The 24333-nt window shown below is 65.4% G+C and carries 18 protein-coding genes; 7 read left to right on the top strand and 11 right to left on the bottom strand.

What is annotated here, in order from left to right:
- Positions 1–26 precede the first annotated feature (26 nt).
- The 4 genes from CUJ91_RS13610 to CUJ91_RS13595 form a co-directional block, all read right to left on the bottom strand.
- Positions 27–1406, bottom strand: a complete 1380-nt coding sequence (locus CUJ91_RS13610) for an amidase (protein ID WP_114156374.1) — start codon at positions 1404–1406, stop codon at positions 27–29.
- Between the two features lie 80 nt (positions 1407–1486).
- Positions 1487–2167 carry a GntR family transcriptional regulator gene (locus tag CUJ91_RS13605; RefSeq protein ID WP_029967938.1) on the bottom strand — a complete coding sequence of 227 codons (681 nt, stop codon included), beginning with the start codon at positions 2165–2167 and terminating at the stop codon, positions 1487–1489.
- A 78-nt stretch (positions 2168–2245) separates the two neighbouring features.
- On the bottom strand, positions 2246–3607 hold the full coding sequence (locus CUJ91_RS13600; RefSeq protein ID WP_114156373.1) for an MFS transporter: 1362 nt from the start codon (positions 3605–3607) through the stop codon (positions 2246–2248).
- A gap of 7 nt (positions 3608–3614) precedes the next feature.
- Positions 3615–4301, bottom strand: coding sequence for a DUF2848 domain-containing protein (locus tag CUJ91_RS13595; protein ID WP_107710725.1), 687 nt, complete (start codon positions 4299–4301; stop codon positions 3615–3617).
- A gap of 181 nt (positions 4302–4482) precedes the next feature.
- Here CUJ91_RS13595 and CUJ91_RS13590 point away from each other — a divergent pair, with 181 nt between their 5' ends.
- The 3 genes from CUJ91_RS13590 to CUJ91_RS13580 all read left to right on the top strand — a co-directional run bounded on the left by CUJ91_RS13590 (position 4483) and on the right by CUJ91_RS13580 (position 9205).
- The gene (locus CUJ91_RS13590) at positions 4483–6240 is read left to right on the top strand and encodes a cation:proton antiporter (protein WP_114156372.1); all 1758 of its coding nucleotides are present in this window, start codon (positions 4483–4485) and stop codon (positions 6238–6240) included.
- 128 nt (positions 6241–6368) lie between these two features.
- Positions 6369–8018 carry a gamma-glutamyl-gamma-aminobutyrate hydrolase family protein gene (locus CUJ91_RS13585; RefSeq protein ID WP_114156371.1) on the top strand — a complete coding sequence of 550 codons (1650 nt, stop codon included), beginning with the start codon at positions 6369–6371 and terminating at the stop codon, positions 8016–8018.
- Between the two features lie 434 nt (positions 8019–8452).
- The gene (locus CUJ91_RS13580; protein ID WP_114156370.1) at positions 8453–9205 is read left to right on the top strand and encodes a DUF2968 domain-containing protein; all 753 of its coding nucleotides are present in this window, start codon (positions 8453–8455) and stop codon (positions 9203–9205) included.
- Between the two features lie 67 nt (positions 9206–9272).
- Here the strand turns inward: CUJ91_RS13580 and CUJ91_RS34160 are convergent, their stop codons facing one another.
- Positions 9273–10958: a hypothetical protein gene (locus CUJ91_RS34160; RefSeq protein ID WP_161966577.1), complete on the bottom strand. Its 1686-nt coding sequence runs from the start codon at positions 10956–10958 to the stop codon at positions 9273–9275.
- A 334-nt stretch (positions 10959–11292) separates the two neighbouring features.
- Positions 11293–11826: a GNAT family N-acetyltransferase gene (locus tag CUJ91_RS13565; protein ID WP_029967924.1), complete on the bottom strand. Its 534-nt coding sequence runs from the start codon at positions 11824–11826 to the stop codon at positions 11293–11295.
- A gap of 338 nt (positions 11827–12164) precedes the next feature.
- Here CUJ91_RS13565 and tcuC point away from each other — a divergent pair, with 338 nt between their 5' ends.
- Entirely contained in the window at positions 12165–13466 is a 1302-nt protein-coding gene (tcuC, locus tag CUJ91_RS13560; protein WP_114156733.1) for an MFS transporter, read from the top strand.
- Positions 13467–13663: 197 nt separating this feature from the next.
- On the opposite strand, the gene CUJ91_RS13555 is transcribed toward tcuC, so the two are convergent.
- Complete coding sequence (locus tag CUJ91_RS13555) at positions 13664–15511, bottom strand: tetratricopeptide repeat protein (protein ID WP_114156368.1); 1848 nt, start codon at positions 15509–15511, stop codon at positions 13664–13666.
- A 125-nt stretch (positions 15512–15636) separates the two neighbouring features.
- Here CUJ91_RS13555 and CUJ91_RS13550 point away from each other — a divergent pair, with 125 nt between their 5' ends.
- The 3 genes from CUJ91_RS13550 to CUJ91_RS13540 all read left to right on the top strand — a co-directional run bounded on the left by CUJ91_RS13550 (position 15637) and on the right by CUJ91_RS13540 (position 18960).
- A complete protein-coding gene (locus CUJ91_RS13550; RefSeq protein ID WP_035569918.1) occupies positions 15637–15996 on the top strand; it encodes an ArsR/SmtB family transcription factor in 360 nt (119 codons plus the stop codon).
- Complete coding sequence (locus CUJ91_RS13545) at positions 15993–17045, top strand: cation diffusion facilitator family transporter (RefSeq protein ID WP_114156367.1); 1053 nt, start codon at positions 15993–15995, stop codon at positions 17043–17045. The genes CUJ91_RS13550 and CUJ91_RS13545 overlap by 4 nt, the downstream gene beginning before the upstream one ends.
- Positions 17046–17232: 187 nt before the next feature.
- Complete coding sequence (locus CUJ91_RS13540; protein WP_006050234.1) at positions 17233–18960, top strand: FAD-dependent monooxygenase; 1728 nt, start codon at positions 17233–17235, stop codon at positions 18958–18960.
- Between the two features lie 32 nt (positions 18961–18992).
- Here CUJ91_RS13540 and CUJ91_RS13535 read toward each other — a convergent pair whose 3' ends face one another.
- Genes CUJ91_RS13535 through CUJ91_RS13520 form a run of 4 tightly spaced genes read right to left on the bottom strand, consistent with a single transcriptional unit; the run spans position 18993 to position 24293 of the window.
- Positions 18993–19244 (bottom strand): formate dehydrogenase subunit delta, encoded by a 252-nt coding sequence (locus tag CUJ91_RS13535; protein WP_006050235.1) that lies wholly within the window; start codon positions 19242–19244, stop codon positions 18993–18995.
- Between the two features lie 7 nt (positions 19245–19251).
- The gene (gene fdhF / locus CUJ91_RS13530) at positions 19252–22230 is read right to left on the bottom strand and encodes a formate dehydrogenase subunit alpha (protein WP_053858598.1); all 2979 of its coding nucleotides are present in this window, start codon (positions 22228–22230) and stop codon (positions 19252–19254) included.
- A gap of 15 nt (positions 22231–22245) precedes the next feature.
- A complete protein-coding gene (locus CUJ91_RS13525; RefSeq protein WP_114156366.1) occupies positions 22246–23811 on the bottom strand; it encodes a formate dehydrogenase beta subunit in 1566 nt (521 codons plus the stop codon).
- On the bottom strand, positions 23808–24293 hold the full coding sequence (locus CUJ91_RS13520) for an NAD(P)H-dependent oxidoreductase subunit E (RefSeq protein WP_006050238.1): 486 nt from the start codon (positions 24291–24293) through the stop codon (positions 23808–23810). Before CUJ91_RS13520 ends, CUJ91_RS13525 begins: the two co-directional genes overlap by 4 nt.
- Positions 24294–24333: the final 40 nt, after the last annotated feature.

Below are 24333 nucleotides of genomic sequence, written 5' to 3'. Positions count from 1 at the left end.
GCGCGCTTCGATGCCGCAGGCGCGCGTCAGCGAATCGCGTTGAGCACTGCCTCGGCGCCGCGGCCGATGGCGAGCAGCGCGTCGTCGGCGTGGGGCGCGCCGGCCAGCATCAGGCCGACCGGTGCGTCGCCGCGCAGGTGGCACGGCAGCGACAGCGCACACGCGTCGAGAAAATTAAACACGCCGGGGTTACGCAGGATCAGCGCGTTGGTGCGGCCGAACAGGTCGTCGTCGGAAACCAGTTCAGCGACGCGCGGCGGCACCACCGGCACCGTCGGCGCGACCACCGCGTCGAAGCGCTGCCACAGCGTGCGGGCGGCTTCGGCGAGCATTGCGTCGCGCTCGGCGAGCAGGTCGAGATAGTCGGCGGCGCTCGCGGGCTGGCCCTTCAGAATGCGCACCAGCACGCGCGGATCGTATTGTTCGCGATGCTTTTCCAGCAACGGACGATGCCACGCATACGCCTCGATCGGCGAAAAGCCGAAGCGGTTGATCTCCGGCAGACGGTCGAGCGGCGCAAAGCGCACTTCGCTGACAATCGCGCCGGCCGCTTCGAGATGCTTGAGCGCCGTGTCGATGGCGGCGGCGACCACGGGCTCGACGCCGTCGGTGACGTAGTTCGTCAGCACGCCGAGGCGCACGCCTTCGAGCGGGCGCGCGGCCGGCACGCGCGGCTCGAGGCCGGCCAGCATGCGGTCCACCAGCGCGCAACACGCCACGGAAACGCCGATCGGCCCGAACGAATCGAGCGTCGACGAAAGCGGCACGCCGCCTTGCTTCGGAATGCGCGTCGACGTCGGCTTGAAGCCGGTCAGGCCGCACAGCGCGGACGGAATGCGGATCGAGCCGCCGGTGTCGGTGCCGAGCGCGACGGCCGCCATGCCGTCCGCAACGGACGCCGCCGCACCCGACGACGAGCCGCCCGAAATCCGCTCGTCGCCTTTCACGTCGCGGCGGTACGGCGACAGCGGGTTGCCGTAGTGCGGATTGAGGCCGAGCCCGGAGAACGCGAACTCGCTCATATTGGTGCGTCCGACGATCACCGCGCCCGCGCGTTTGAGGCGCGCGACGGCCACCGCGTCCTGCTTGGCGGCGGGCGCGTCGGCCAGCACCGTCGAGCCGGCGCGCGTCGGCTGGCCTTCTATGTCGAACAGATCCTTCACCGATACCGGAATGCCCGCGAGCGGCGACAGAACCGTACCGGCGGCGCGCAGACGGTCGTGCGCGTCGGCGGCCTGGCGCGCGCCGCCGGCGTCGACGTGCATGAATGCGACCGCGCCCTGGCCGGCCGGATCGGCGATCCGTTCGAGCGCGGTTTCGACGAGCGCGCGGCTCGTGGTCCGTCCCGCGGCGAGATCGGCGGCGAGTTGGGCAAGCGGCGGGAAGGGCGTGAATTCGGTGGCCATGATGTCGTTCGATCCGGTTGGACTGTATGAAGCCGCTTCGCTACCGTGACTTGCAAGCGGCTGGGTCAAATGCGTGTCGATCAGATGCGGTTGAAAAGCGTCGCGCGGAATGCCTCGATATGTTTTTGCACCGAGCGGCGCGCGCCTTCGGCGTCGCGCTCGCGCAGCAGGCGGAACAGTTCGAGATGTTCGTCATGCACGTCTTCGAGATGATGCGGCTCGGACAGCGAAATGAACCAGAAGCGCAGCGAGCGCTCGTGCAGTCCGCGCAGAATGTCGGCCAGCACGGCATTGCGCGAGGCGGCCGAAATGGCCAGATGGAATTCGCGGTCGATGTCCATCATGCCTTCGATGTCGTGCGCGGCGACGCACACGGCCGAGCGTTCGAGCAGCGCCTGCATCGCGTCGTAGTCGTGCTGCTGCGCATGGCGCGCGGCCAGCTCGACGCAATAGCTTTCGTTGACGAGGCGCACGTCGATGATCGACAGCACGTCGTCGAGCGAAACCGGACGAACCATGATGCCCTTGCGCGGCATGATGGTCAGCATCCCTTCGTGCACGAGCCGGTGCAGCGCCTGGTGCACCGGCGTTCTGCCGATCCCGGTCAGCGCCATCAGCTCCGCCTCGTTGAGCACCTCGCTCGGCCGCAAACGCATCGTGATGATCTCGCGCTTGACGAACGCATACGCCTGTTCGGCGAGGCTCGCGTTGGCGGTCGCTCGGGTGGGTCGCGGAGGGCGGGCGGTCTGCAAAAGCGTCATGTGAAAGAGTGCGGACTAGGTCGTCCGGGCATTGTAGAGCAAGGTTTTATGCGCCCGGGCGGGTTGGCCCGTGCGCTATCACGCGCGTCCCGGCACCGCCGCTGCGGCGTGCTCGACTTTCACGCGCGGCATCATCAGCGTGACGAGGCCGCCTACGATCAGCGCGCCTGCGATCAGCACGAGCCCGAACGTCACGCTATGCGTCGCATCCTTCACGATGCCGAGCACATACGGGCTCACATAGCCGGCGAGGTTCGCGATCGAGTTGATCACCGCAATGCCCGCGACCGCGGCCGTGCCTTGCAGGAAGCTCGTCGACATCGACCAGAAAATGCCGAAGCCCGCCAGAATGCCGATATACGCAATCGACAAACCCGTGACCGCAAGCGGAATCGAATTCGTGACCGACGCGCTGCCGAGCAGCCCCGCCGCGCCGATGAAGCAGCACACGGCGTAATGCCAGCGGCGCTCGCCCGTCACATCCGACGAGCGGCCAATCAGAATCATGCCGATGCCCGCGGCCAGATACGGAATCGCGGTGACGAAGCCATTGCTGACGAGGTTCGTCACGCCGAGGTCCTTGACGATCTGCGGCAGCCAGAACGAGAAGCCCGCATTGCCGGTGACGAGGCAGAAGTAGATCAGCGTGAGCAGCCAGAAGCGGCCCGAGCGCAACGCGACCGCGAGGCTATGCTCGGCGCCTTGCGCGGCGGCCGCGGCGTTTTCGCGCGAGAGGCGGGCGAGGATCACGCGCTTTTCATCGTCGGTGAGCCAGGCGGCTTCGGAGGGCGTGTTGCGCAAGACCGCGAGCGCCCAGAAGCCGGCGAGAATCGACGGAATGCCTTCGATCAGGAACATCCACTGCCAGCCGCGCAAGCCGTGTGCTTCGTGCAGCGCCGACATCAGGAAGCCCGACAGCGGCGCGCCGATGATGCCCGCCACCGGAATCGCGGCCATGAACACGGCGACCATCCGCGCGCGCCGGTCCGACGGAAACCAGAACGTCAGATAGAGCACCACGCCCGGCACGAGCCCGGCTTCGGCGACGCCAAGGAAAAAGCGCAGCACGTAGAACATGGTTTCGCTGCGCACGAACATCATCAGGCACGACAGCAGTCCCCACAGCATCGTGATGCGCGCGATCGTGGCGCGAGCGCCGAACTTCTTCAGCAGCAGATTGCTCGGCACTTCGAACACGAAATAGCCGAAGAAGAAAATCCCCGCGCCGAGTCCGTACGCCGCGTTGGAGAGGCCGAGGTCGCCGGTGAACTGCAGCTTCGCATAACCGATGTTGACGCGATCCAGATACGACAGCACATAGACGAGAAACAGGAACGGCATGATGCGCCACGTGATCTTGCGGATGGCGGCGGCTTCGAGCGAGGCGTCGGTGGACGGGTCGGCGGACGGGTGCGCGGCGGACGGCGAGGGGTTGCTCATGAGTGCCTCATTCGACGATGGACAACGCGCGCACGCGATAGGCGTGGCGCAGCGTGCGGTTCAGGACGGGGTCGTGCAATTCGAGTTCGAGCGCGTCGCCGTCCGCCATGCCGACGATGCCGCCTTGCACCGCGAGCGTCCCGCAGAACATGGCCGCGCCTTCGCTAAGCGGGGCGCGCGCGAGCAGATCGGCGGCGGACAGCAGCGACGCGACGCTGCCTTGCTGATAGACGCGCCGCTCGCCGTTCGCGAGCGCAAAGGCGCGCAATTCGAGTTGGTCCCAATGGTCGCGGACATCGTCGAAACGCCATGCATCGCGCGCGATGGGTTTCGGGCACACCTGCTTCGAGACCGTCACGCCATAGGCTTCCACTTCGCGGTCCGTGTGGTCTGAGCCGACGGTGACGAGTAACCCTTCGTCCGATTGCACCAGCACGCATTCCGCTTCGCCGCTCGACTTCGTGCCGACCACGTCGATCTGTTCGGCTTGCGTGAGCAGTTCGGAGCCGAGTCGATAGAAACAGGGCGTAGTGGACGGGCGCTTCACGCCGAGTTCGGCCAATTCGGCAATGTGATGCTCGATCGCGGCCTGGTCGCGGCCGGCCCAACCGGCAATCGTCAGACGGTCCACTTTGATCGACGCGGTGCGCGCGGCGCCCGAACGATCTAGAACTTGAAAAGACACCTGCTGCATCACTTGGCTCCAAAGAAATATGCGGCAAATATTATGGTGATATTTCACAGGCGTCCAGCGTGTCAAAAACATTTGCAACTCGGACGAGCGAGGTGTCGCGCTTTATTTGGCGCGGGTTCGACGATGAGCGCGCGTTTGTTACACTCTTCGTTGACATTACTTTTTGTAAGGAATTGGACGCATGCATGAAGGCATCGGCTTCATTCAGGATCTGGCGGTCGTGATGGCGCTCGCCGGCGTCGTCACGGTGCTGTTCCATCGCCTGAAGCAGCCGGTGGTGCTCGGCTATATCGCGGCGGGCGTGATCATCGGGCCGTACACGCCGCCGTTTCAGTTGATCCACGACGAACAGACCATCAAGACGCTCGGCGAACTCGGTGTCGTTTTCCTGATGTTTTCGCTCGGTCTCGAATTCAGTCTGCGCAAGCTGTTCAAGGTCGGCGCGACTGCGATCGTTGCGGCGCTTTCCGAAATCGTGCTGATGTTGTGGCTCGGCTATGAGATCGGCAGCGCGTTCGGCTGGAGCCCGATGGATTCGCTGTTCCTCGGCGCGATACTCGCGATTTCGTCGACGACGATCATCGTCAAGGCGCTATCCGAACTCGGCCTGAAGCGCGAGAGTTTTGCGCAGCTCGTGTTCGGCATTCTGATCGTCGAGGACATTCTCGCCATCGCGATGCTGGTGCTGCTCTCCGGCATCGCGCAGACGGGGGAGTTGAGCGCGGGCGTCGCCGTCGTCACGCTCGGCAAGCTGCTGCTGTTCATGACGGTGTCGCTGGTGGTCGGCATTCTCGTCGTGCCGCGGGCGCTCAACTACGTGGCGCGCGCCCGCAGCGACGAGATGCTGCTCGTCGCCGTGCTCGGCTTCTGCTTCGGCTTCTGTCTGCTCGTCGTCAAGCTCGATTACAGCATTGCGCTGGGCGCGTTTCTGATCGGCGCGATCATGGCCGAGTCGCGGCATCTGCATCGCATCGAGCATCTGATCGCGCCGCTGCGCGATGCGTTTTCCGCGATCTTCTTCGTGACCATCGGCCTGATGCTGAACCCGGCCGTGCTCGTCGATTATGCGTGGCCGATCGCGGTGATCACGGTCGCGGTGATCGTCGGCAAGATCGTGTCGTGCGGGCTCGGCACTTTTCTCGCGGGCAAGGACGGACGCACGGCGATGCGCGTCGGCATGACCGTTTCGCAGATCGGCGAGTTCTCGTTCATCATCGCGTCGCTTGGTTTGACGCTCAAGGTGACGAGCGCGTTTCTGTATCCGATCGCGGTCGCTGTCTCGGCGCTCACCACGTTATTCACGCCGTATCTGATTCGCGCCGCCGATCCGCTGACGCGCCGTTTGGCTCACGCTATGCCGCGCACGCTGGTCAACGTGTTCGGCATGTATAGCCAGTGGCTCGGCAGCCTGAGCACCGGAAGCGGGGAGCCGACGCTTTTCAGCATGACGCGGCGAATCATCCTGCAGATCGCGGTGAATCTCGCACTCGTCGCCGCGATCTTCCTGATGGTGTCCTACGGCGCGCCTTACATCAGCAGCTTGCTGACGCACTGGATCAGCGCCGAGCCGATGCAGCGTGTGGTGCTGTGGAGCGCCGCCTTGCTTGTGTCGATGCCGTTTCTCGTGGCGGTTTATCGCAAGACCAAGTCGCTCGCGTTGCTGCTTGCGGAAGTGAGCGTGCAGCCGGCGACGGCGGGGCGCTTCACGAGCGCGCTGCGCTATGCGATCTCCGATCTGGTGCCGGTGGTGTGCATGGTCGGCGTGTTTCTGCTCGTGGCCGCGCTGTCGGGCGGGATTCTGCCGCCGACCGGTCTGCTCGTCGCCGTGCTGATCTGCGCGGCGCTGCTGCTCGCGCTTGTCTGGCGCTGGTGCGTGAAGATTCACGCAGCTATGCAAATCGCGCTGCGCGAAACTTTCGACGAACAGCCCGATCCTTAAGTTTGACGGTAGTGGGCCGCGCGACCGGACAATGTGAGCAATTGTGTGCGCGTTTGCCCGGTCCGGCACGCTGGCGGATAATCAGGGCATATTCATTCGTTCGCGTGGAAGGCGCCCCTCCGACAGTCATGAGCGAAAACAAACCTGAAAACGCCGGTCAAGCCGGTGGGACTTCGACGTCTTCGGTGACGGCGGGGATGGCGGGAACACCTGGAACGTCGGGGACTTCGGCAACGTCGGGAACGCCCGCGACGTCCGCAACGCCTGGCACCACAACAACGCCTGGTCAAGCGCCCGCCGAACCGGCGGCTTCCTTGCCCCTCTCGCATGAAGATGCCATTCAGTCGCCGGTGAAAGACCCTGTGACTTCGACCGGGGTGCTATCTTCGTCGTCATCGACGGCGGGGCGCGCGGCGGCTCTTTCGTCCGGGGGCGGTGCGTCGGTGTCATCGCCGGTTTCCACGCCTCCAGGCTCGTTGGAAGCCGCGGCGAGGTCGTCGACGGACGCTCCCGAAAGCGCGTCCACCGTGACGCCCGTCGACAGGCGCACGGCCCAGCAACGCGACGCCGCCGAAGCGCGCAGCGCCGCCGCGGCGTCCGTCGCGAAGCAGGAAGCGGCCGTCCACGAACGGGATGCGCGCACGACCCGCGGCCGCGACGCCGCGTCGTCCATTCCTCCCGCGCCGCCCACGCAGTCTTCACAGCCTCGCGGCGCGGCGCCGCTCACGAGCGAACCGATCGAAGGCGAACTGATCACCTCGACCGACGAAGTCCTCGACGCCGAGGCCACCACGGCGTCCACCGCGCGTCCCGCCGGCTCGCCGCCGCCGGGCTTCGGCGCGGCGCCCGACTTCAGCGCGACCAATCCGCCGCCGCCGAATGCATTGCCGCCTTCGCCGCCGCGCTATCTGAAGCAGACGGATTCGGCGTGGTCGGTGTTCGGCCGCATCATCGCGGCGCGCGCGCGGCAGCTATTCGACCGTGCCGGCCAGCGGATCACGCAGCGCACGCTGCGCATCGGCGTATCGGCGCGCATCTTTCACCCCGAGCCCGGCGCGAAAGGGCTGCGCGGCAAGACGCTGCAATACCTCGAGGAATCGATTGCGCATTGGGTGATGTCGCGCGACGTGCTGGTATTCATGATTCCGACGGTCGGGCACCAGGGCATGCTGCATCCGAGCAATATCCGTTTGCGCGATTACGCGAAGCATCTCGACGGGCTGCTGCTGCAAGGCGGCGCGGACGTGTCGCCGCAGTCGTATGCGGAAGCGGCGACACGTCCCGAATGGCCCGGCGACCGCGTGCGCGACATGTACGAGCTGGAACTGCTGCATGAATTCATCGAGTCGGGCAAGCCGGTGCTCGGCGTGTGCCGCGGCTGCCAGCTCATCAACGTGGCGTTCGGCGGCACGCTGTATCAGGACATTGCGACCGATGTGCCGACGGCGGGCGCGCACGTCAACGAAGATTACGATCAGCACCGCCATGCGATCCATTTCCCGGACGGGTCGACGCTCGCGAACATGTTCCCGGCGCGGCGCGATGTGATTGTCAATTCGATTCACCATCAGGCGGTCAAGACGCTCGGCCGCGATCTGAATATCGAGGCGGTGTCGGCGTCCGACGGCATCATCGAAGCCGTGCGCTATCGGCGCGCGCCTTTCGTGATGGGCGTGCAGTGGCATCCGGAGTTTCATCGCGCGGGCGGGCCGGAGCTGCTGGATTGCACGCCGCTGCTCGATACTTTCTTGCGGGTGGCGCGGGAAACGCGGTTTTAGGCGAGTGCGCCGTAGCTGCATCCAGCCTGCGCGTCCGCGCTCGTCGCCACTTACGCGGCACGCCCGGCGCGCCGACGGACATCCTGGGCGCTTCGCCCGCGCGGCTATGCGACGTAACCTGACCGGACCGCGGCCCGGCCGCTAGAAAATCTGATTCGTTTCGAGGCGCTACTGTCCAGGTGGCGCCTCGTTTTTTATGCCGTTGACGGTTATTTACACATCTTGCTTTTGGCCGCCCCGAGTCGGGCGATTAGCGCTTTTCTCACATCCGGCTCTCTTCAGATTTCGCGATAAGCGTCTTTGTCGCCTAATTCGGACACCATAGTTTTATCTCGATTTAAAGTCCAATTTTGCGACGCTTCAATGCTTCGCTTAAGCACAAATCCGCGCGATAATTCAAGGCTGTTTTTTGGATCCGCATGGAGCATGCAGATATGAAGCACCCCTTATTGGTACGGCGCGCCCTGCTGCTCGCGGCGTCGTGTCTGCTGTTGCAGCATGGCGGGTCTGTGCTTGCCGCGCAGGGCGAAGAGGCCGCGCCGATCGTCGGCACACGGCCGGCCCTCAATACGCTGACGCCGCAGCCTGTCGCCGACGCGCTGCGCGATGCGGCGTCGGGTTCGTCGGCTTCATCCGCGTCGTCGGCTTCGGTTTCGGGTTCGTCGTCGGCGGTGGAAGTGCAAGGCAATGTCGCCGAGTTGATGCAGATGATTCAGGACACGAAGCTGAGCGAACTGCGCACCACTTACAACGGCAGCTATGGCGCGAGCCTGTTTTTCTATCCACGCGAGTTGACGTACTACGTCGCGTTGTTTCAGAACAAGCATTTCTGGCGAGTGATCAAGTCGGCGGATGCGGGCCGGGCCGAGGCGATTTACGCGGGCTTCGCGCAGCAAACCGCGCAGCTTGCCGAGGTCGAGATTCGCCGCACGCAGTTGCAGGCGCAGAAGCTGTACATCGAAGACGTTATTGCGTTGTCAGAAGACCGGGCGAAGCGCCTGCAAGCCGATCTGGAAGTCGCGCGCACACAGCAGGCGAAGGTCAACGACTACCAGCGCCAGACGCAGGACGAAGCGGCCGCGTTGCGTGAAGAGAAGGAACGCGCACAGGCGCAACTGCGGCAGGTGCAGGGGCAGGTCATGCTACTGCAACGGCAGATGGAAATGGGTCTGCCAGGCCAGAAGTAAAGGCGCGGTTGGAGTGCGAAAAAACCCGGCTTGGATAGCCGGGTTTTTTATGGCGCGCGTTGCAGGGCTATCGAGTGAATTGGTCGGGGACTTCGGTCACGCGGCGCTGCGAGAGTCGGTTTATCCATTGCGGGTTGGTGTTCGGCGATGGATTCGCGGATGAGGGTGGTTGGGGTTGTTGCGCTTGTTGCGCCGGTTTCGCTTGTTGCGCAGGTTGCGCCGGTTTGGGCTCCTGCGCTTGCTGGATCGGTTTCGCCTGCTGCGCTTGTTGTATGTGTTGTGCGTCTTGGGCCTCTCGCGGGTGCTGAGCGTCTTGGGCCTGTTGGGCGTCCTGCGCCGGCTTCGCCTGTTGCGCAGGTTGCACTGGTTTGGCCTGCTGCGTTTGTTGCGCCAGTTTCCCCCGTTGCGCTTGTTCTATGGGTTGCGCGTCTTGAGCGTCTCGGCGGCGTTCGGCGTCTCGGGCCTGTTGGACTTCTTCCGCTACTTGCGACCATTGCGCCGACTGCGCCATTTGCGCCGCTTGCGCGCGACCGCTGCTACCGACGCCCGCGCTCATGTCCATCGACGCGTAATCGTGCGTGCCCAACTGCGCCGGCCGAAGCGGTGAGTATGCACCCGCAACGGACGGCTTGACGATCGTTCGCGGCGCGGTCGCTTGCGCTGCGATGCTCGACGCGTCGACGGCTGCATACCGCCGATGGCTCACCGCGGCGCCATCTGCAAGATGCCGTTGCATGTCCACATGACGACCGTCTTTCCTTGCAGCAAGCTGGTCGCGTGCGCGTGTGATCGACCTGTCTGCTGACATGCGCCGCTCGATAGGTTTTGCTGTTTCCGGGCGTCCAGCGGTCGCGCCGACGACAATGCCTCGGCCCGCTTCCGGCACCGACGCGGCGTGCGCAAGCTGCGTCGCGGAAGCTGCACTCGCGGGCTTCGCGCGCACGGCTTCGTGGGTCTTGTTGGAACTGTCGGCGCCGCGGCGCAACGGAGTTTGCGCAGCCATCGTGTTGGGGACGGCAACGGCTCCTTCCGCGGATTTCATGTCGTGACCGTTGCGCGGATGCGAGGCGCCGTCATGGGTGGCCATCCACGTAAGCAGTGCCGCGCCGCTCACAGCGCAGACGCCGCCCGCGAGCGCCCACCGCGGCGGGAATAGCGCGCGAGGCGCGCGCTGTGCGGCTTCTGAAGGATGTGTTGTCTCGGTTGCGCAAGCATCCGGCGAAACGGCAGCTTGTGCGAAAGGCAATGCGTCGGCGAGCACCGGCGCATCCGTCCAAGCTGGACCCACCGGCGGCACCAAATCCACCGAGCGCGCAGAAGCCACCGAAGCCACCGAAGCCACCGAAGCCGCAGAACCCGCAGAACCCGCAGAACCCGCAGAACCCGCAGAACCCGCAGAACCCGCAGAACCCGCAGAAGCCACCCCCCACGGAACCTCCAACGCCTCTGCCTCCACCCCTTCGCCAATCCGCGACGCCCCCTCGCCACCCACCGACCCCACACCCATCGCAGCCACCGCATCCCCACGCCGACCCTCCGGCGCCACCCATCGACAAAACGAGCGAATCGGCTGCTGGCTCAAATCAAACGTTTCGAGGACCGCGCGGTATAGCCCGTGTAGCCCCCTGTCCAGCGAATAGCATGGCGCGAGCAAGGTCCAGCCGCGGCCAAATGGCGCCGGCACATCATTGAACGGGCGCGAGCGCGGCAACGCCATCGCGCCTTCGACTACGGTTAACGGTGTGGTGGACATCGCTCTCTTGCAGCGCCTCGGGGAGGGACGCCGCCTGGGCATCCGTGGGTCGGTGACGAGGGGCTCGGCGCGCTACGCAAAAACGCTACGCAAAAACATCACGCGAAAGCGCCTCGCGCGTGCATGCGAGGGCAACAGCGCAGAGGCGTAGCAACCCACCAACACGCGCTCGCACGCATGCGGAAGGACGCATCGGCGCCGTGCGTGGAAAGCCATCGTCGGGAAGAGAAGATGATGCGCTGGAATGAAACGCCGTAACGCTCGGAAGCTTCGCAAAGTACCTGCGGATACTTCCTGGATCCGCGCTAACCGACAGACGCCGATCAAACGCAGATCAAACGCCAGCCCCGTCCAACCGATAAACATAACGCAGCGCAGTGATGTCCACGCCGCCCATGCGGTCCGGTTCCGCGCCGGCGAACTGCCAGCCTTGCCGCTCATAAAAGCCGATCGCGGGCATATTGCCTTCGAGCACATACAGATGCAGTTGCGTCTCACCTTGCGTACGAGCCCAGTCTTTGGCTGCGCGCATCAACAGCTTCCCGACGCCGATTCCCTGGTAGCCCGGCAGTGCGTGAAGGTTGTCGAGCAGCACGCCCCACGCGGACTCCGGCTGACGCTCGACACAGACGAAGCCGATCGGCTTATCGTCCAGCACCGCGATCAGCACGATGCGGCGCTCGCCGCCCGGCGCGCGCATGCGCGCCTGCCACCAGTCGGCGCGTTCCTGCGCGACCTCGCCGTCGAGAAAAGCGTCGGGCAGCAGGCCACGGTAAGTGGCGCGCCAACTCGTGGTGTGAATCGACGCGATGAGCGCGGTGTCGGCGACGGTGGCGGTGCGCAGCGACAAGGCAGGGGCGGTCTGCATGAGAGGCATGGGAAGCGTGGGAAGGGTGGGAACGGCATCGACGGAAATGGCTGAATCGCAATTTTAGCGGCCGCCCGCCGCCGGGCCGGCTGTAATGAAAATGTAGGGAATACGCAACAGTGCCATCGACGGTAACATGTGGCGGCGCGGCTCCCGGCGGTTCACAACGTTTACCCTGATACCGCTCCAGCGCCTTCGCTTGCAAAATGCTGCGCCCCTCGGCGCGGCGCTATCCGCAGCGGCCGTTTGCCTGTGGCATCCGCCAGTTCGACCAGGCGGCCCGTTTCAACTGCCAGATCGCCGTCGTTCGCGCGGCGTGGGCTTATCAGAGAACGTCAATGTCAACAGCGTCCCACGCTATTTCTTCGTCGGAAGAATCCAAGGTCAAGACAGTGTTCCGCGTGGTCAGCGGCAACTTTCTTGAGATGTACGACTTCATGGTCTATGGCTACTACGCGTCCGCGATCGCCAAGACCTACTTTCCGAGCGGCAGCGAATTTGCGTCGCTGATGCTCTCGCTGTCCGTGTTCGGCGCGGGCTTCCTGATGCGGCCGCTCGGCGCGATCGTCCTCGGCGCGTACATCGATCATCATGGCCGGCGCAAGGGGCTCATCCTCACGCTCGGGCTGATGGCGCTCGGCACGCTCACGGTGGCGTCCATTCCAGGCTACGCGACGATCGGCGTGCTCGCACCGGTGCTCGTGCTGTTCGGCCGGCTGCTGCAAGGCTTTTCCGCGGGCGTCGAACTCGGCGGCGTGTCGGTGTATCTGTCGGAAATTGCCACCAAGGGGAACAAGGGCTTCTATTGCGCGTGGCAGTCGGGCAGCCAGCAGGTCGCCGTGGTGTTCGCCGCGCTGATCGGCGTGATGCTCAACAAGACGCTGCCCGCCGACCAGATGGGCGCATGGGGCTGGCGCGTGCCGTTCCTGATCGGCTGCCTGATCGTGCCGTTCCTGTTCATAATCCGCCGTTCGCTGAAGGAAACCGCGGAATTCTCCGCGCGCAAGCATCGTCCGGGCATGGGCGAGATCATGAAGAGCATGGCCGCGAACTGGGTCACGGTGCTGGGCGGCATGGGCATGGTCATCATGACGACGGTGTCGTTCTACATGATCACCGCTTACACGCCGACGTTCGGCAAGGAAGTGCTGAAGCTGTCGGCGATCGACACGCTCGTCGTCACCGTGTGTATCGGCCTGTCGAATCTGATCTGGTTGCCGCTCGCGGGCGCGCTGTCGGATCGCATCGGCCGTCGTCCGGTGCTGCTGGCTTTTACCGCGCTGACCATTGTGAGCGCTTATCCGGCGCTGCAATGGCTCGTCGCCGAGCCGTCGTTCGCGCGTCTGCTCACGGTCGAGCTGTGGCTGTCGTTCCTGTACGGCAGCTATAACGGCGCAATGGTCGTCGCGCTGACCGAAGTCATGCCGGTCGAAGTGCGCACTGCGGGCTTTTCGCTGGCTTACAGTCTCGCGACGACGATCGGCGGCTTCACGCCGGCCATTTCGACGTTACTGATTCATTCCACCGAAAACAAGGCGGCGCCGGGTCTCTTCCTCGGCGTGGCGGCGATCTGCGGACTGATCGCGACGCTCGTGTTGTACCGCACGCCTGAATCGCGCAATCAATACAAGGGCGCGTGAGGCGTGGCGCGCGCTGACGTCTGCTGCGGCGTCGGCGCATAAAAGGAAACCCCGCGCTCGACGGAACGCGGGGTCGCATTGAGATGGTCATTAAAACCCTGCACGCGAGCTTCACTGCAGGGTTTTTGTTTGTTGGCTTGACTCGCGATTTCCGCGCGGATTCAACGCTTGTTCAGCGCTTTGTTCAACGCGCGACGCTAGCCGCGGCGCAGTTCTTCCGCGACGGCTTCCACCACTTCCCGCCAGGCACCCGGCCGCGGCTGGCGCACCAGCTTCGCGCTGGCGTACCACGGGCTGCGCGCGTCGTCGTGACACCAGCGCCAGTCGGGCGCGAACGGCAGCATCAGCCACAGCGGCTTGCGCAGCGCGCCGGCGAGATGCGCAATCGACGTATCGATCGACACCACCGCATCGAGCCGTTCGATGATCGCCGCCGTATCCGCGAAGTCGCCGATCCGCTCGTCGAACCGATGAATCGAGCCGCCGCGCGGATGCCCGTCGAGCGCCGCGCGCTCGTCGGCCGTGAGCTCCGGTTGCAGCACAATCCAGTCGATGCCTTCGAGCGCGAAAAGCGGCTCGAGCGCGGCGAGCGGCATCGAACGCGTTTCGTTTTGCTGGATGCGCCCGGACCACGCGAGCCCGATCTTGCGCTTCGCCTGGCCGCCGATCGAACCGCGCCATTTGCGCCGATACGCGGGCGGCGCGCTCAAATAAGGCGTGCGCTCGGGAATCGTGGCGAGCGTCGTGCCGAGCGCGAGCGGCAAGCTGAGCAACGGGCATTGGACGTCGGCGGCGGGGCGCGGTGCGCCTCGCGCGATGAGCGTCACGCGCCACGCTTCCGCGACCGGCGCGAGCAGCGGCAGCAACGGCGGCTGCACTTCGAGCACGACGCGCGCGGCACGCAGCGCGGCCAGCGGGACAAAGCGCACGAACTGCAGCGTATCGCCGAAACCCTGTTCCGCATGGATCAGCAGCGTGCGCTGCGCGGCCGGCTCGCCGTGCCAGCGCGGCAAGGTCTCGATCGCCGGTTCGGCGACGGTTTGCAGACGCCATTCGTATTCCGGCAGGCCGCGCGCGAAATCGCCCAACGCGAGCCACGCGAGCGCGCGGTTCATATGCGCGGACGCGAGATCGGGCTGCAAGCGCAACGCCTGATCGAATGCACGAAGCGCGGTGGCGTGCGCGCCCAGCGCCTGGTGCGCGGTGCCGAGACTCAGCCAGGCGAGCGCGAATTGCGGATCGAGCCCGACCGAGCGTTCGAGATACGGTATCGCCTCCGTGTGGCGCCCGAGCGCGGCCAGCGCATTGCCCATGCCGTAGATGGCGGGCGGCAGGTTCGGCTGCAACGCGAGCGCCGCTTCGAACGACGCAACGGCTTGCGCGTGCCGGCCGGTGGCGTCGAACGTATTGGCGAGGTTGAAATGCGCGGCGACGAAGCGCGGCTCGGCGGCCAACGCGGCCTTGAAGCAGGGAATCGCTTCGTCCGCGCGGCCGAGCGCATTGAGCGACATGCCCATGTTGTTCAGCGCGCCCGCGTGTCCGGGGCGCAGCTCGAGCGTGCGCCGGAACGACGCGATGGCTTCCTCGTGACGCCCGAGCGCGTGCAGCGCGTTGCCGAGATTGTTGTGCGAGGAGGCGTCGTCCGGTTGCAGGTGCAACGAACGGCGGAACGCGTCCGCGGCGTCCTCGTGACGGCCCGTTGCCGCATACGCGTTGCCGAGGTTGTAGTGCGCCATCGGGAACGACGGCGCGAGCGTCAGCGCGTTGCGGAACTGGTCGATGGCCTCGTCGATCTGGCCGAGCGCCTTCAGCGCGTTGCCGAGGTTCAGCTGCAGCGCGGCGTCTTGCGGGCGCAGGTTGACCGCGCGCCGCACCAGCTCGGCGGCTTCGGCGTGCTGGCCCTGCTGATGGCGCAGCACGCCCAGCAGATGCAACGCGTCGACGTGCGCGGGATTGCCGTCGAGCGTCGCGCGGTAGCCGCGTTCGGCGTCGTCGAGGCGGCCGTCACGATGCGCCGCGAAAGCGCGGTCAAATACAGGTTGCATGACGGGGGATGGTAGTCGGGTGAGGCAGAGGCCGCATTTTCCCACACTCGCGGAGGCTCGCTCCGGTTTGACCCGTTGCGCGGCTTTCGCGTAACCTGTGAATACCTGTTCATATGTACGCTGCCATGATTCCTGCTACGGTCTCTGCGCCATCGCCTGCGGGCTTCGAGCCGCACGCGGCAAAAAGCGTCGCGCCGCTCGCCGATCTGTTTCGCCTGCTCGGCGATCCGACGCGGCTGCGCATCGTGCTCGCCTGCGTCGACGGCCGGCGCGCGGTCGGTGCGATTGCCGACGAGCTCGGTTTGTCGCCGTCGCTCGTGAGTCATCATTTGCGGCTGTTGCGCGCGGCGCGGATCGTGCGGGCGCAGCGGCAGGGCAAACAGGTTTTCTATTTCGCCGCCGATCGCCACATCAGCGCGATGCTGGCCGGCATGCTTGAACACGTCGCCGAGCCTACCAGTGACGACGCATTGGATCTGCCATGAAGACAATCGAAGAAAGAGAAGACGGGCAACAGGACACGCATAGTCACGGTCACGGTCACGGTCACGGCAAACACCACCACGACGACCACGGCCACAACCACGGCACACACCACTCGCACTCACACAGCCACGACCACGGCCACGGCCATCATCACCACCACGCGCCCGTAGCCGGCCACGGCTTCGCGTTCGCGCTGGCCGTCGCGCTGAACGTCGCGATCGTCGTGATTCAGGCCGTGTACGGCGTGCTCGCGCATTCGACCGCGCTGCTCGCCGACGCTGGCCACAATCTCTCCGACGTGCTCGGCCTGCTGCTCGCATGGGGCGCCGCCTGGCTCGCGACACGCCGTCCTTCCGCGCGCTACACGTTCGGCTACGGCAGTTCGTCGATTCTCGCGTCGCTGGCGAATGCGGCGTTGTTGCTGTTCGCGTGCGGCGTGATCGTCGCGGAGGCCATCGACCGGCTGATGAACCCGGCGCCCGTCGCGGGCCTCGCGGTGTTCGTCGTCGCGGCGGTGGGCATGGTCGTCAACGGACTGTCCGCGTGTCTGTTCATGCGCGGGCAGAAGGAAGACCTGAACATCCGCGGCGCCTTTCTGCACATGGCCGCCGACGCCGGCGTGTCCGCGGCGGTCGCGATCAGCGGCCTCGTGATTCTCTACACCAACTGGACGTGGCTCGACCCGCTGATGAGCCTGCTCGTGGTCGCGGTTGTCGTCTACGGTACGTGGGGTCTGTTGCGCGACTCGGTGCGCCTCGCGCTCAATGCGGTGCCCTCGGGCGTCGATGTCGAGCGCATCCGCGACTATCTCGCCGATCAGCCCGGTGTCGAGGACGTGCACGATCTGCACATCTGGGCGCTGTCCACCACCGGCAACGCGCTCAGCGCGCATCTCGTGATGCCGGCAGGCCATCCCGGCGACGAGCGGCTCGACGGCATCGTGCTCGCGTTGCGCGAACGTTTTTCGATGCAGCACGCGACGCTGCAAGTGGACCTCGGCACGACCGATCATCGTTGCGCGATGGAGCATCCGCACACTGCGCGCTGAAGCACGCGACGAAAGCGCGCATTCATGCATAACGCGTCGCCGACGTACATCGCGGAACACGCAAGCGCGGACGGCCGCCGCGAGCCCGACCGCTATGCGCGATACGCCTCGCATCCGATGCAGCCCGCAGTCCGGCGCGCGGGCGCGGGTTGTACACTAGAGCGCACTGTGGTCTGCGGAGTTTCGCATGAACGCTGCTGCTAATAATGCGTCGCCGGTGCTGATCGTCGGGGCGGGGCCGACCGGGCTCGCCGCCGCCATGAGTCTCGCGCGCGCTCACATCCCCGTGCGTCTCATCGACCGCGCGATGCAGCCGAACCCGTATTCGCGGGCCATCGGCATTCAGGCGCGCACGCTTGAACTGCTGGAGCAGCATCGGCTGGCCGAACGGTTTCTCGAACTCGGCCATCGCGCGCGCGTCGCCAATCTGTTTTCGAACGGCATGCGCCTCGCGCAGCTCGACTTCGATCCGCTGCACACGCGCTATCCGTATCTGCTGTTTCTCGATCAGTCGGTGACCGAGCGTTTGCTCACCGAGCATCTCGCGACGCTCGGCGTGACGATCGAGCGCGGCGTCGAACTCACGATGTTCTCGCAAGGCTCGGTCGGCGTTCAGGCGACGCTGCGGCGCGCCGACGGTCACACGGAAACGCTGCGTCCGTCCTACATGATCGCCGCCGATGGCGCGCACAGCGCGATCCGCCACGGGCTCGGGTTGAACTTCGTGGGCAAGACGTCGGAGCAGACGTTCCTGCTCGCCGATGTTCACGCGGAAACCGATTGGCCCGACGACGAATTTCACATCTTCGCTTCAGGCGAAGGTCTCGTTGCACTGTTTCCGATGGGACACGGCCGGCATCGTCTGATCGCGGATCACGCCGTCGAGCCGACGCCGGCCGCTGCCGCGCCGCTCTCGCCGGTGGTGCTCGGCGAGCCGCCGCTCGCACGCGTGCGAGCGCCGTCGCTCGACGAATGCAAGGCGCTCGTTGCGAGGCGCGTGCATGAACGCGTCGACGTATCCGAGCTTGCGTGGTCCTCGTACTTCCATGTGAACAGCCGGATGGTGGAGCGCCTGCGCGTCGGGCGCGTGTTCCTTGCCGGCGACGCCGCGCATGTGCACAGCCCGGCCGGCGCGCAAGGCATGAACACGGGCATCCAGGAAGCGTTCAATCTCGGCTGGAAGCTCGCGCGCGTATTGAAGGGCGCGGCGCCCGATCGTCTGCTCGACACCTACCATATCGAGCGGCATCCGATCGAGCGCGACGTGCTGCGGCAAACCGGCTTTATCACGCAGATGGCCGAGGCGGATCACGGTCCGCTCAAGCTGCTGCGCGAGCGGGTGATGCCGGTTCTTGCCGCGCTCGGTCCGTTGCGCGACGCGGCGCGGCTCACGATCAGCGAGTTGTCGATCCAGTACCGGCGCAGTCCGCTGACGCTCGAGCGCGTGCTCGACGGTGGGCCGCGCGCGGGCGAACGCGCGCCGGATGCGGTCGTGCATGTGGTCGACGGTCCGCTTGGGCGAGCGCCCGGCATCGGCTGTATTTACGATCTGCACGACCCGGCATTTTTCTCGCTGTTTCTGCTGGTGCCGCCGTTGCCCGCCGACGACAAACCGCTCGATCCCGACGCAAAGCACGCACCGCCCGCCGACGCCGAACTCGAGCGGCTGACGGCCGACATGGAGAAGCTATTGGAAGGGGCGGTGCGCATCTGGCGCGTGACGGATACGAGCGGCGACGGCGGGCCGTCGTTGGCCGAATCGTATGGACGCACGCGGCCGTCGTTTTATCTGCTGCGGCCCGACGGCTACATCAGCGCGCGCGGACGCACAGGCTCCGATCTGAACGGCCTGCTGCGGCACTGTGAAGCGTGGTTCACCGTCGATGGACAGATACCGGAGCAGACGGCCGTGTGAGACGGCCGTCATGCACCCGTCCTGTGCACTCATCACGCGATGGAAGGCTCAGCGGGCGTCAGACGCTCGCGGTTCTTCACGAGCGCTTCCTTCACGATTGCCGACATCTCGATGCCGCCCGCCTGCGGCGCATCGAGCGCTGCGAGCAGCGCGCGCCGCATGCGCGGCTCCCAGAAGCGGCGGATATGGTCGGCGACACCGGTGATGGCTTCTTCGCGATCCGGCATCGAATCGAAAAAATCGCCGATGCGGTTCGCCATGTCGATCAGATTCTGAGTGTCCATCGTCGCCTCACTTACCCGACGTCGCGTTGGCCAGCTCGCGCTGCTTGAGCAACTCGAGTTGCTCCGCGTTGAAGCGCGAATACTCTTTCTGCCACTCGGACGGCTGTTCGACCGGCATCACCTGCACGGCGGTCACCTTGTATTCCGGACAGTTGGTCGCCCAGTCCGAACTCTCGGTGGTGATCACGTTCGCGCCCGATTCGGGGAAGTGGAACGTCGTATAAACGACGCCCGGCTGCATCCGCTCGGTCACTTTCGCGCGCAGCACGGTTTGTCCCGCGCGCGATTCGATGCCGACCCAGTCGCCCGTCTTGATGCCGCGTTCTTCCGCGTCGTGCGGATGCAGTTCGAGCCGGTCCTCGTCGTGCCAGCGCGAGTTCTCCGTGCGCCGCGTTTGCGCGCCCACGTTGTACTGCGACAGGATGCGCCCCGTCGTCAGCAGCAGCGGGAACTTGCGCGTGACTTTTTCCGGCGACGCGATGAACTTGGTAATCACGAACTTGCCCTTGCCGCGCACGAACGTGTCGACGTGCATGGTCGGCGTGCCGTCCGGCGCCTCTTCGTTGCACGGCCACTGGATGCTGCCCAGCTCGTCGATCTTCTTGTATGACACGCCGTGGAAGGTCGGCGTGAGACGCGCGATCTCGTCCATGATTTCGGACGGATGCGTGTAGTCCATTTCGTAGCCGAGCGCGCGCGAGAGCAGCAGCGTGACTTCCCAGTCGGCGTAACCCGGCACCGGCGGCATGACCTTGCGCACGCGCGAGATGCGGCGCTCCGCGTTCGTGAAGGTGCCGTCCTTTTCGAGGAAGGTCGAGCCGGGCAGCAGCACATGCGCGTACTTCGCGGTCTCGTTCAGGAAAATGTCCTGCACGACGATGCATTCCATCGCCGACAACGCCGCCGCCACATGATGCGTGTTCGGGTCCGACTGCACGATGTCCTCGCCCTGGCAGTACAGGCCCATGAAGCTGCCGTCGAGCGCGGCTTCGAACATGTTCGGAATGCGCAGACCCGGCTCGGTTTGCAGTGAGACATTCCACGCGTCTTCGAACTGCGAGCGCACGATCGTGTCGCTGATGTGGCGATAGCCCGGCAACTCATGCGGGAACGAGCCCATGTCGCACGAACCCTGCACGTTGTTCTGGCCGCGCAGCGGATTCACACCGACGCCTTCGCGGCCGATGTTGCCCGTCGCCATCGCAAGGTTCGCGATGCCCATCACCATCGTCGAGCCTTGCGCGTGTTCGGTGACGCCCAAGCCGTAGTAGATCGCCGCGTTGCCGCCCGTCGCGTAGATGCGCGCGGCTTCACGCACGTCCTTGGCCGGCACGCCGGTCACGGCTTCCGTTGCTTCGGGCGCATTCTCCGGCAGCGCGACGAAATCACGCCATTGCTCGAACGCGCGGCCTTCGCAGCGTTCGGCGATGAACGCTTCGTTCAGCAGCCCTTCGGTGACGATCACATGAGCGAGCGCGTTGACCACCGCGACGTTGGTGCCGGGGCGCAATTGCAGATGATGCGATGCCTTCACGTGCGGCGTATCGACGATGTCGATGCGGCGCGGATCGACCACGATCAGCTTCGCGCCTTCGCGCACGCGGCGCTTCAGACGCGAGGCGAACACCGGATGGCCGTCGGTCGGATTCGCGCCGATCACCATGATGACGTCGGCTTTATCGACCGAGGCGAAGGTCTGCGTGCCCGCCGATTCGCCGAGCGTCGTCTTCAGACCGTAGCCGGTCGGCGAGTGGCAAACGCGTGCGCAGGTGTCGACGTTGTTGTTGCCGAACGCGGCGCGCACGAGCTTCTGCACCAGATAGGTTTCTTCGTTCGTGCAACGCGACGACGTAATGCCGCCGATCGAATCGCGCCCGTGCTTCGCCTGAATGCGGCGGAATTCCGAGGCCGCGTAATTGATCGCTTCTTCCCAGCTCACTTCGCGCCACGGGTCGGTGATCTTCGCGCGGATCATCGGCTTCGTGATGCGATCCTTGTGTGTTGCGTAGCCCCATGCGAAGCGGCCCTTCACGCACGCGTGTCCTTCGTTCGCCTGGCCGTTCTTGAACGGCACCATGCGCACGACCTGGTTGCCCTTCATCTCCGCCTTGAACGAGCAGCCGACGCCGCAATACGCGCAGGTGGTGACGGCCGAATGCTCGGCCTGGCCCAGCATGATCACGGTCTTTTCCTGCAACGTCGCGGTCGGGCAAGCGGCCACGCACGCGCCGCACGACACGCACTCCGAATCCATGAACGGCTGGTTTTCGCTCGCGGCCACGCGCGATTCGAAACCGCGCCCGGCGATGGTCAGCGCGAACGTGCCTTGCGTTTCCTCGCACGCGCGCACGCAGCGATTGCAGACGATGCACTTCGCCGGATCGTAGGTGAAGTACGGATTCGATTCATCCTTCTTGTCGTTCAGGTGATTCGCGCCGTCGAAACCGTAGCGCACTTCGCGCAGGCCGGTCACGCCCGCCATGTCCTGCAGTTCGCAGTCGCCGTTCGCGGGGCAGGTCAGGCAATCGAGCGGGTGATCGGAGATGTACAGCTCCATCACATTGCGGCGCAGCGATTGCAGACGGTCGGTTTGCGTGCGCACTTTCATGCCGGCTTCGACCGGCGTCGTGCACGAGGCCGGATAACCGCGCTTGCCTTCGATCTCGACGAGACACAAACGGCACGAGCCGAACGGTTCCAGCGAATCGGTTGCGCAAAGCTTCGGCACGTTCACGCCTGCTTCGACGGCGGCGCGCATCACCGATGTGCCGGCCGGCACCGTGACCGCCTGGCCGTCGATTTCAAGCGTCACGTCGACGTCCGCATGACGCGCGGGCGTGCCGAAATCGGTTTCGTCGAAGTACGAGCGCGGGGCTTGCGTTTGAGCCTGCGCTTGCGATTTGCACGCGCAGTTGCCGGATCCGCAGCCGCCCGCCGAGGGGACTTGCTTCGGGGCGCCGGCAGTAGAGTTGAGCATGTCTGACATAGTTGGGCTCCTCGTTCAGGCCGCAGCTTTCGGTGCATCGGCGCCAGCGCCGGCGAGGCCGAAGTCTTCAGGAAAATGGTCGAGCGCAGACATCACCGGATACGGCGTCATGCCGCCCATCGCGCAAAGCGATCCGGACACCATCGTGTCGCACAGATCGCGCAGCAACTGCACTTGCCGCGTCGACGTATCGCCGTTCCGCATGCGCGCGATCACCTCGACGCCGCGTGTCGAACCGATGCGGCACGGCGTGCACTTGCCGCACGATTCGATCGCGCAGAAGTGCATCGCGTATTGCGCGAGTTCGGCGAGATTCGACGTGTCGTCATGCACGACAAGGCCGCCGTGACCGACCACGGCGCCGACCGCCGCATACGCTTCGTAATCCATCGGAATGTCCCACTGGCTTTCCGGCAGATAGGTGCCGAGCGGGCCGCCCACTTGAACGGCGCGCGCCGGCCGGCCGCTTGCCGTGCCGCCGCCATAGTCGTAAATCAGTTCGCGCAGCGTCACGCCGAATGCAAGCTCCACGAGCCCGCCTTGCTTGACGTTGCCCGCGAGCTGAAACGGCAGAGTGCCGCGCGAGCGACCCATGCCGAAGTCTTTGTAGAACGCCGCGCCGCGCGCGAAGATGATCGGCACCGTTGCCAGCGTGATGACGTTGTTGATCACCGTCGGCTGACCGTAGAGGCCGACGAGCGCGGGCACCGGCGGCTTCGCGCGAACAATGCCGCGCTTGCCTTCGAGCGATTCGAGCAGCGCCGTTTCCTCGCCGCACACATACGAGCCCGCGCCTTTTGCGACGAACAGTTCGAAGCGATGCGCGGAGCCGAGCACGCTGTCGCCGAGCCAGCCGGCGGCGCGCGCCTTCGCGATTGCCGCTTCGAGCGTGGCGATCGAATGCGGATATTCGCTGCGCACGTAGATGTAGCCCGCCGTCGCGCCGGTCACGACGCCCGCGATGATCATGCCTTCGATCAGCACATACGGATCGCTTTCCATCACGAGGCGGTCGGAGAAGGTGCCGGAGTCGCCTTCGTCGGCATTGCAGACGATGTACTTCTGCGCGGCCTTCGCGGCGCGCACCGTGCGCCACTTGATGCCGGCCGGGAACGCGGCGCCGCCGCGTCCGCGCAGACCCGATTCGATCAGCGCTTCGCAGGCGGCGTCGCCGTCGGTCTGCAGCGCGTTGCGCAGACCTTCGAGGCCGCCGTGCGCGACGTAGTCGTCGGTGGAAAGCGGGTCGGTGATGCCGATGCGCGCGAACGTCAGGCGCTGCTGCTTCTTCAGATACGGAATCTCGTCGACCACGCCGACGCGGCGCGCATGCTCGCCACCGTCGATAAAGCCTGCGTCGAACAGCGCGGCCACGTCGCTTTCGTCGACGTTCGCGTAACCGATGCGTCCTGCGGCGGTTTGCACTTCGACGAGCGGTTCGAGCCACAACAAGCCGCGCGAGCCGTTGCGAACGAGTTCGATCGTGATGCCGCGGCGTGCCGCCTCGGCTTTGATCGCGTCGGCGAGCGCGTCCGCGCCCAGTGCGAGTGCCGACGAATCGCGGGGAACATAGATACGCGTCATGCCGTCACCTCCACGCATTTGCTGGCAGCCGCGAAAATCGCGTCGAATTTTTGCGGCGTGATTTTCGCGTGCAGCGTGCCGTTCACCATCATCGCGGGCGAAAGCGCGCATTGGCCGAGGCAGTACACCGACTCCAGTTCCACCGCGGCGCCGGCTTTGTGTTCGGCGTCGAAGCGGCAGCCCGTATGCGACTCGATGTGCTGCGCGAGCGCCTCGGTGCCCATGCTGCGGCAGGCTTCCGCGCGGCACAGTTGCACCGTGACGGGCGCGGCGGGCTGCGTGCGGAAATGGTGGTAGTACGTGATGACGCCGTGCACTTCCGCGCGCGACAGGTTCATCGTGCGTGCGAGAGGTGGAACGGCGGCGGGCGGCACGTAGCCGAGTTCGTCCTGAATCGCGTGCAGCACGGCCAGCAGCGACCTGCCAGGTTGTGCGTGGCGCGCTACCAGCTCTTCCGGCGCGATGGCGATGAGATCGTCCAAGTGGGGGCTCCTCCAAAGTCATATATGCACTTGTTATTCA

It is taken from the genome of Paraburkholderia graminis (assembly GCF_003330785.1).
Classification (GTDB): domain Bacteria; phylum Pseudomonadota; class Gammaproteobacteria; order Burkholderiales; family Burkholderiaceae; genus Paraburkholderia; species Paraburkholderia graminis.
This window is presented reverse-complemented; position numbering and strand designations above follow the sequence as displayed.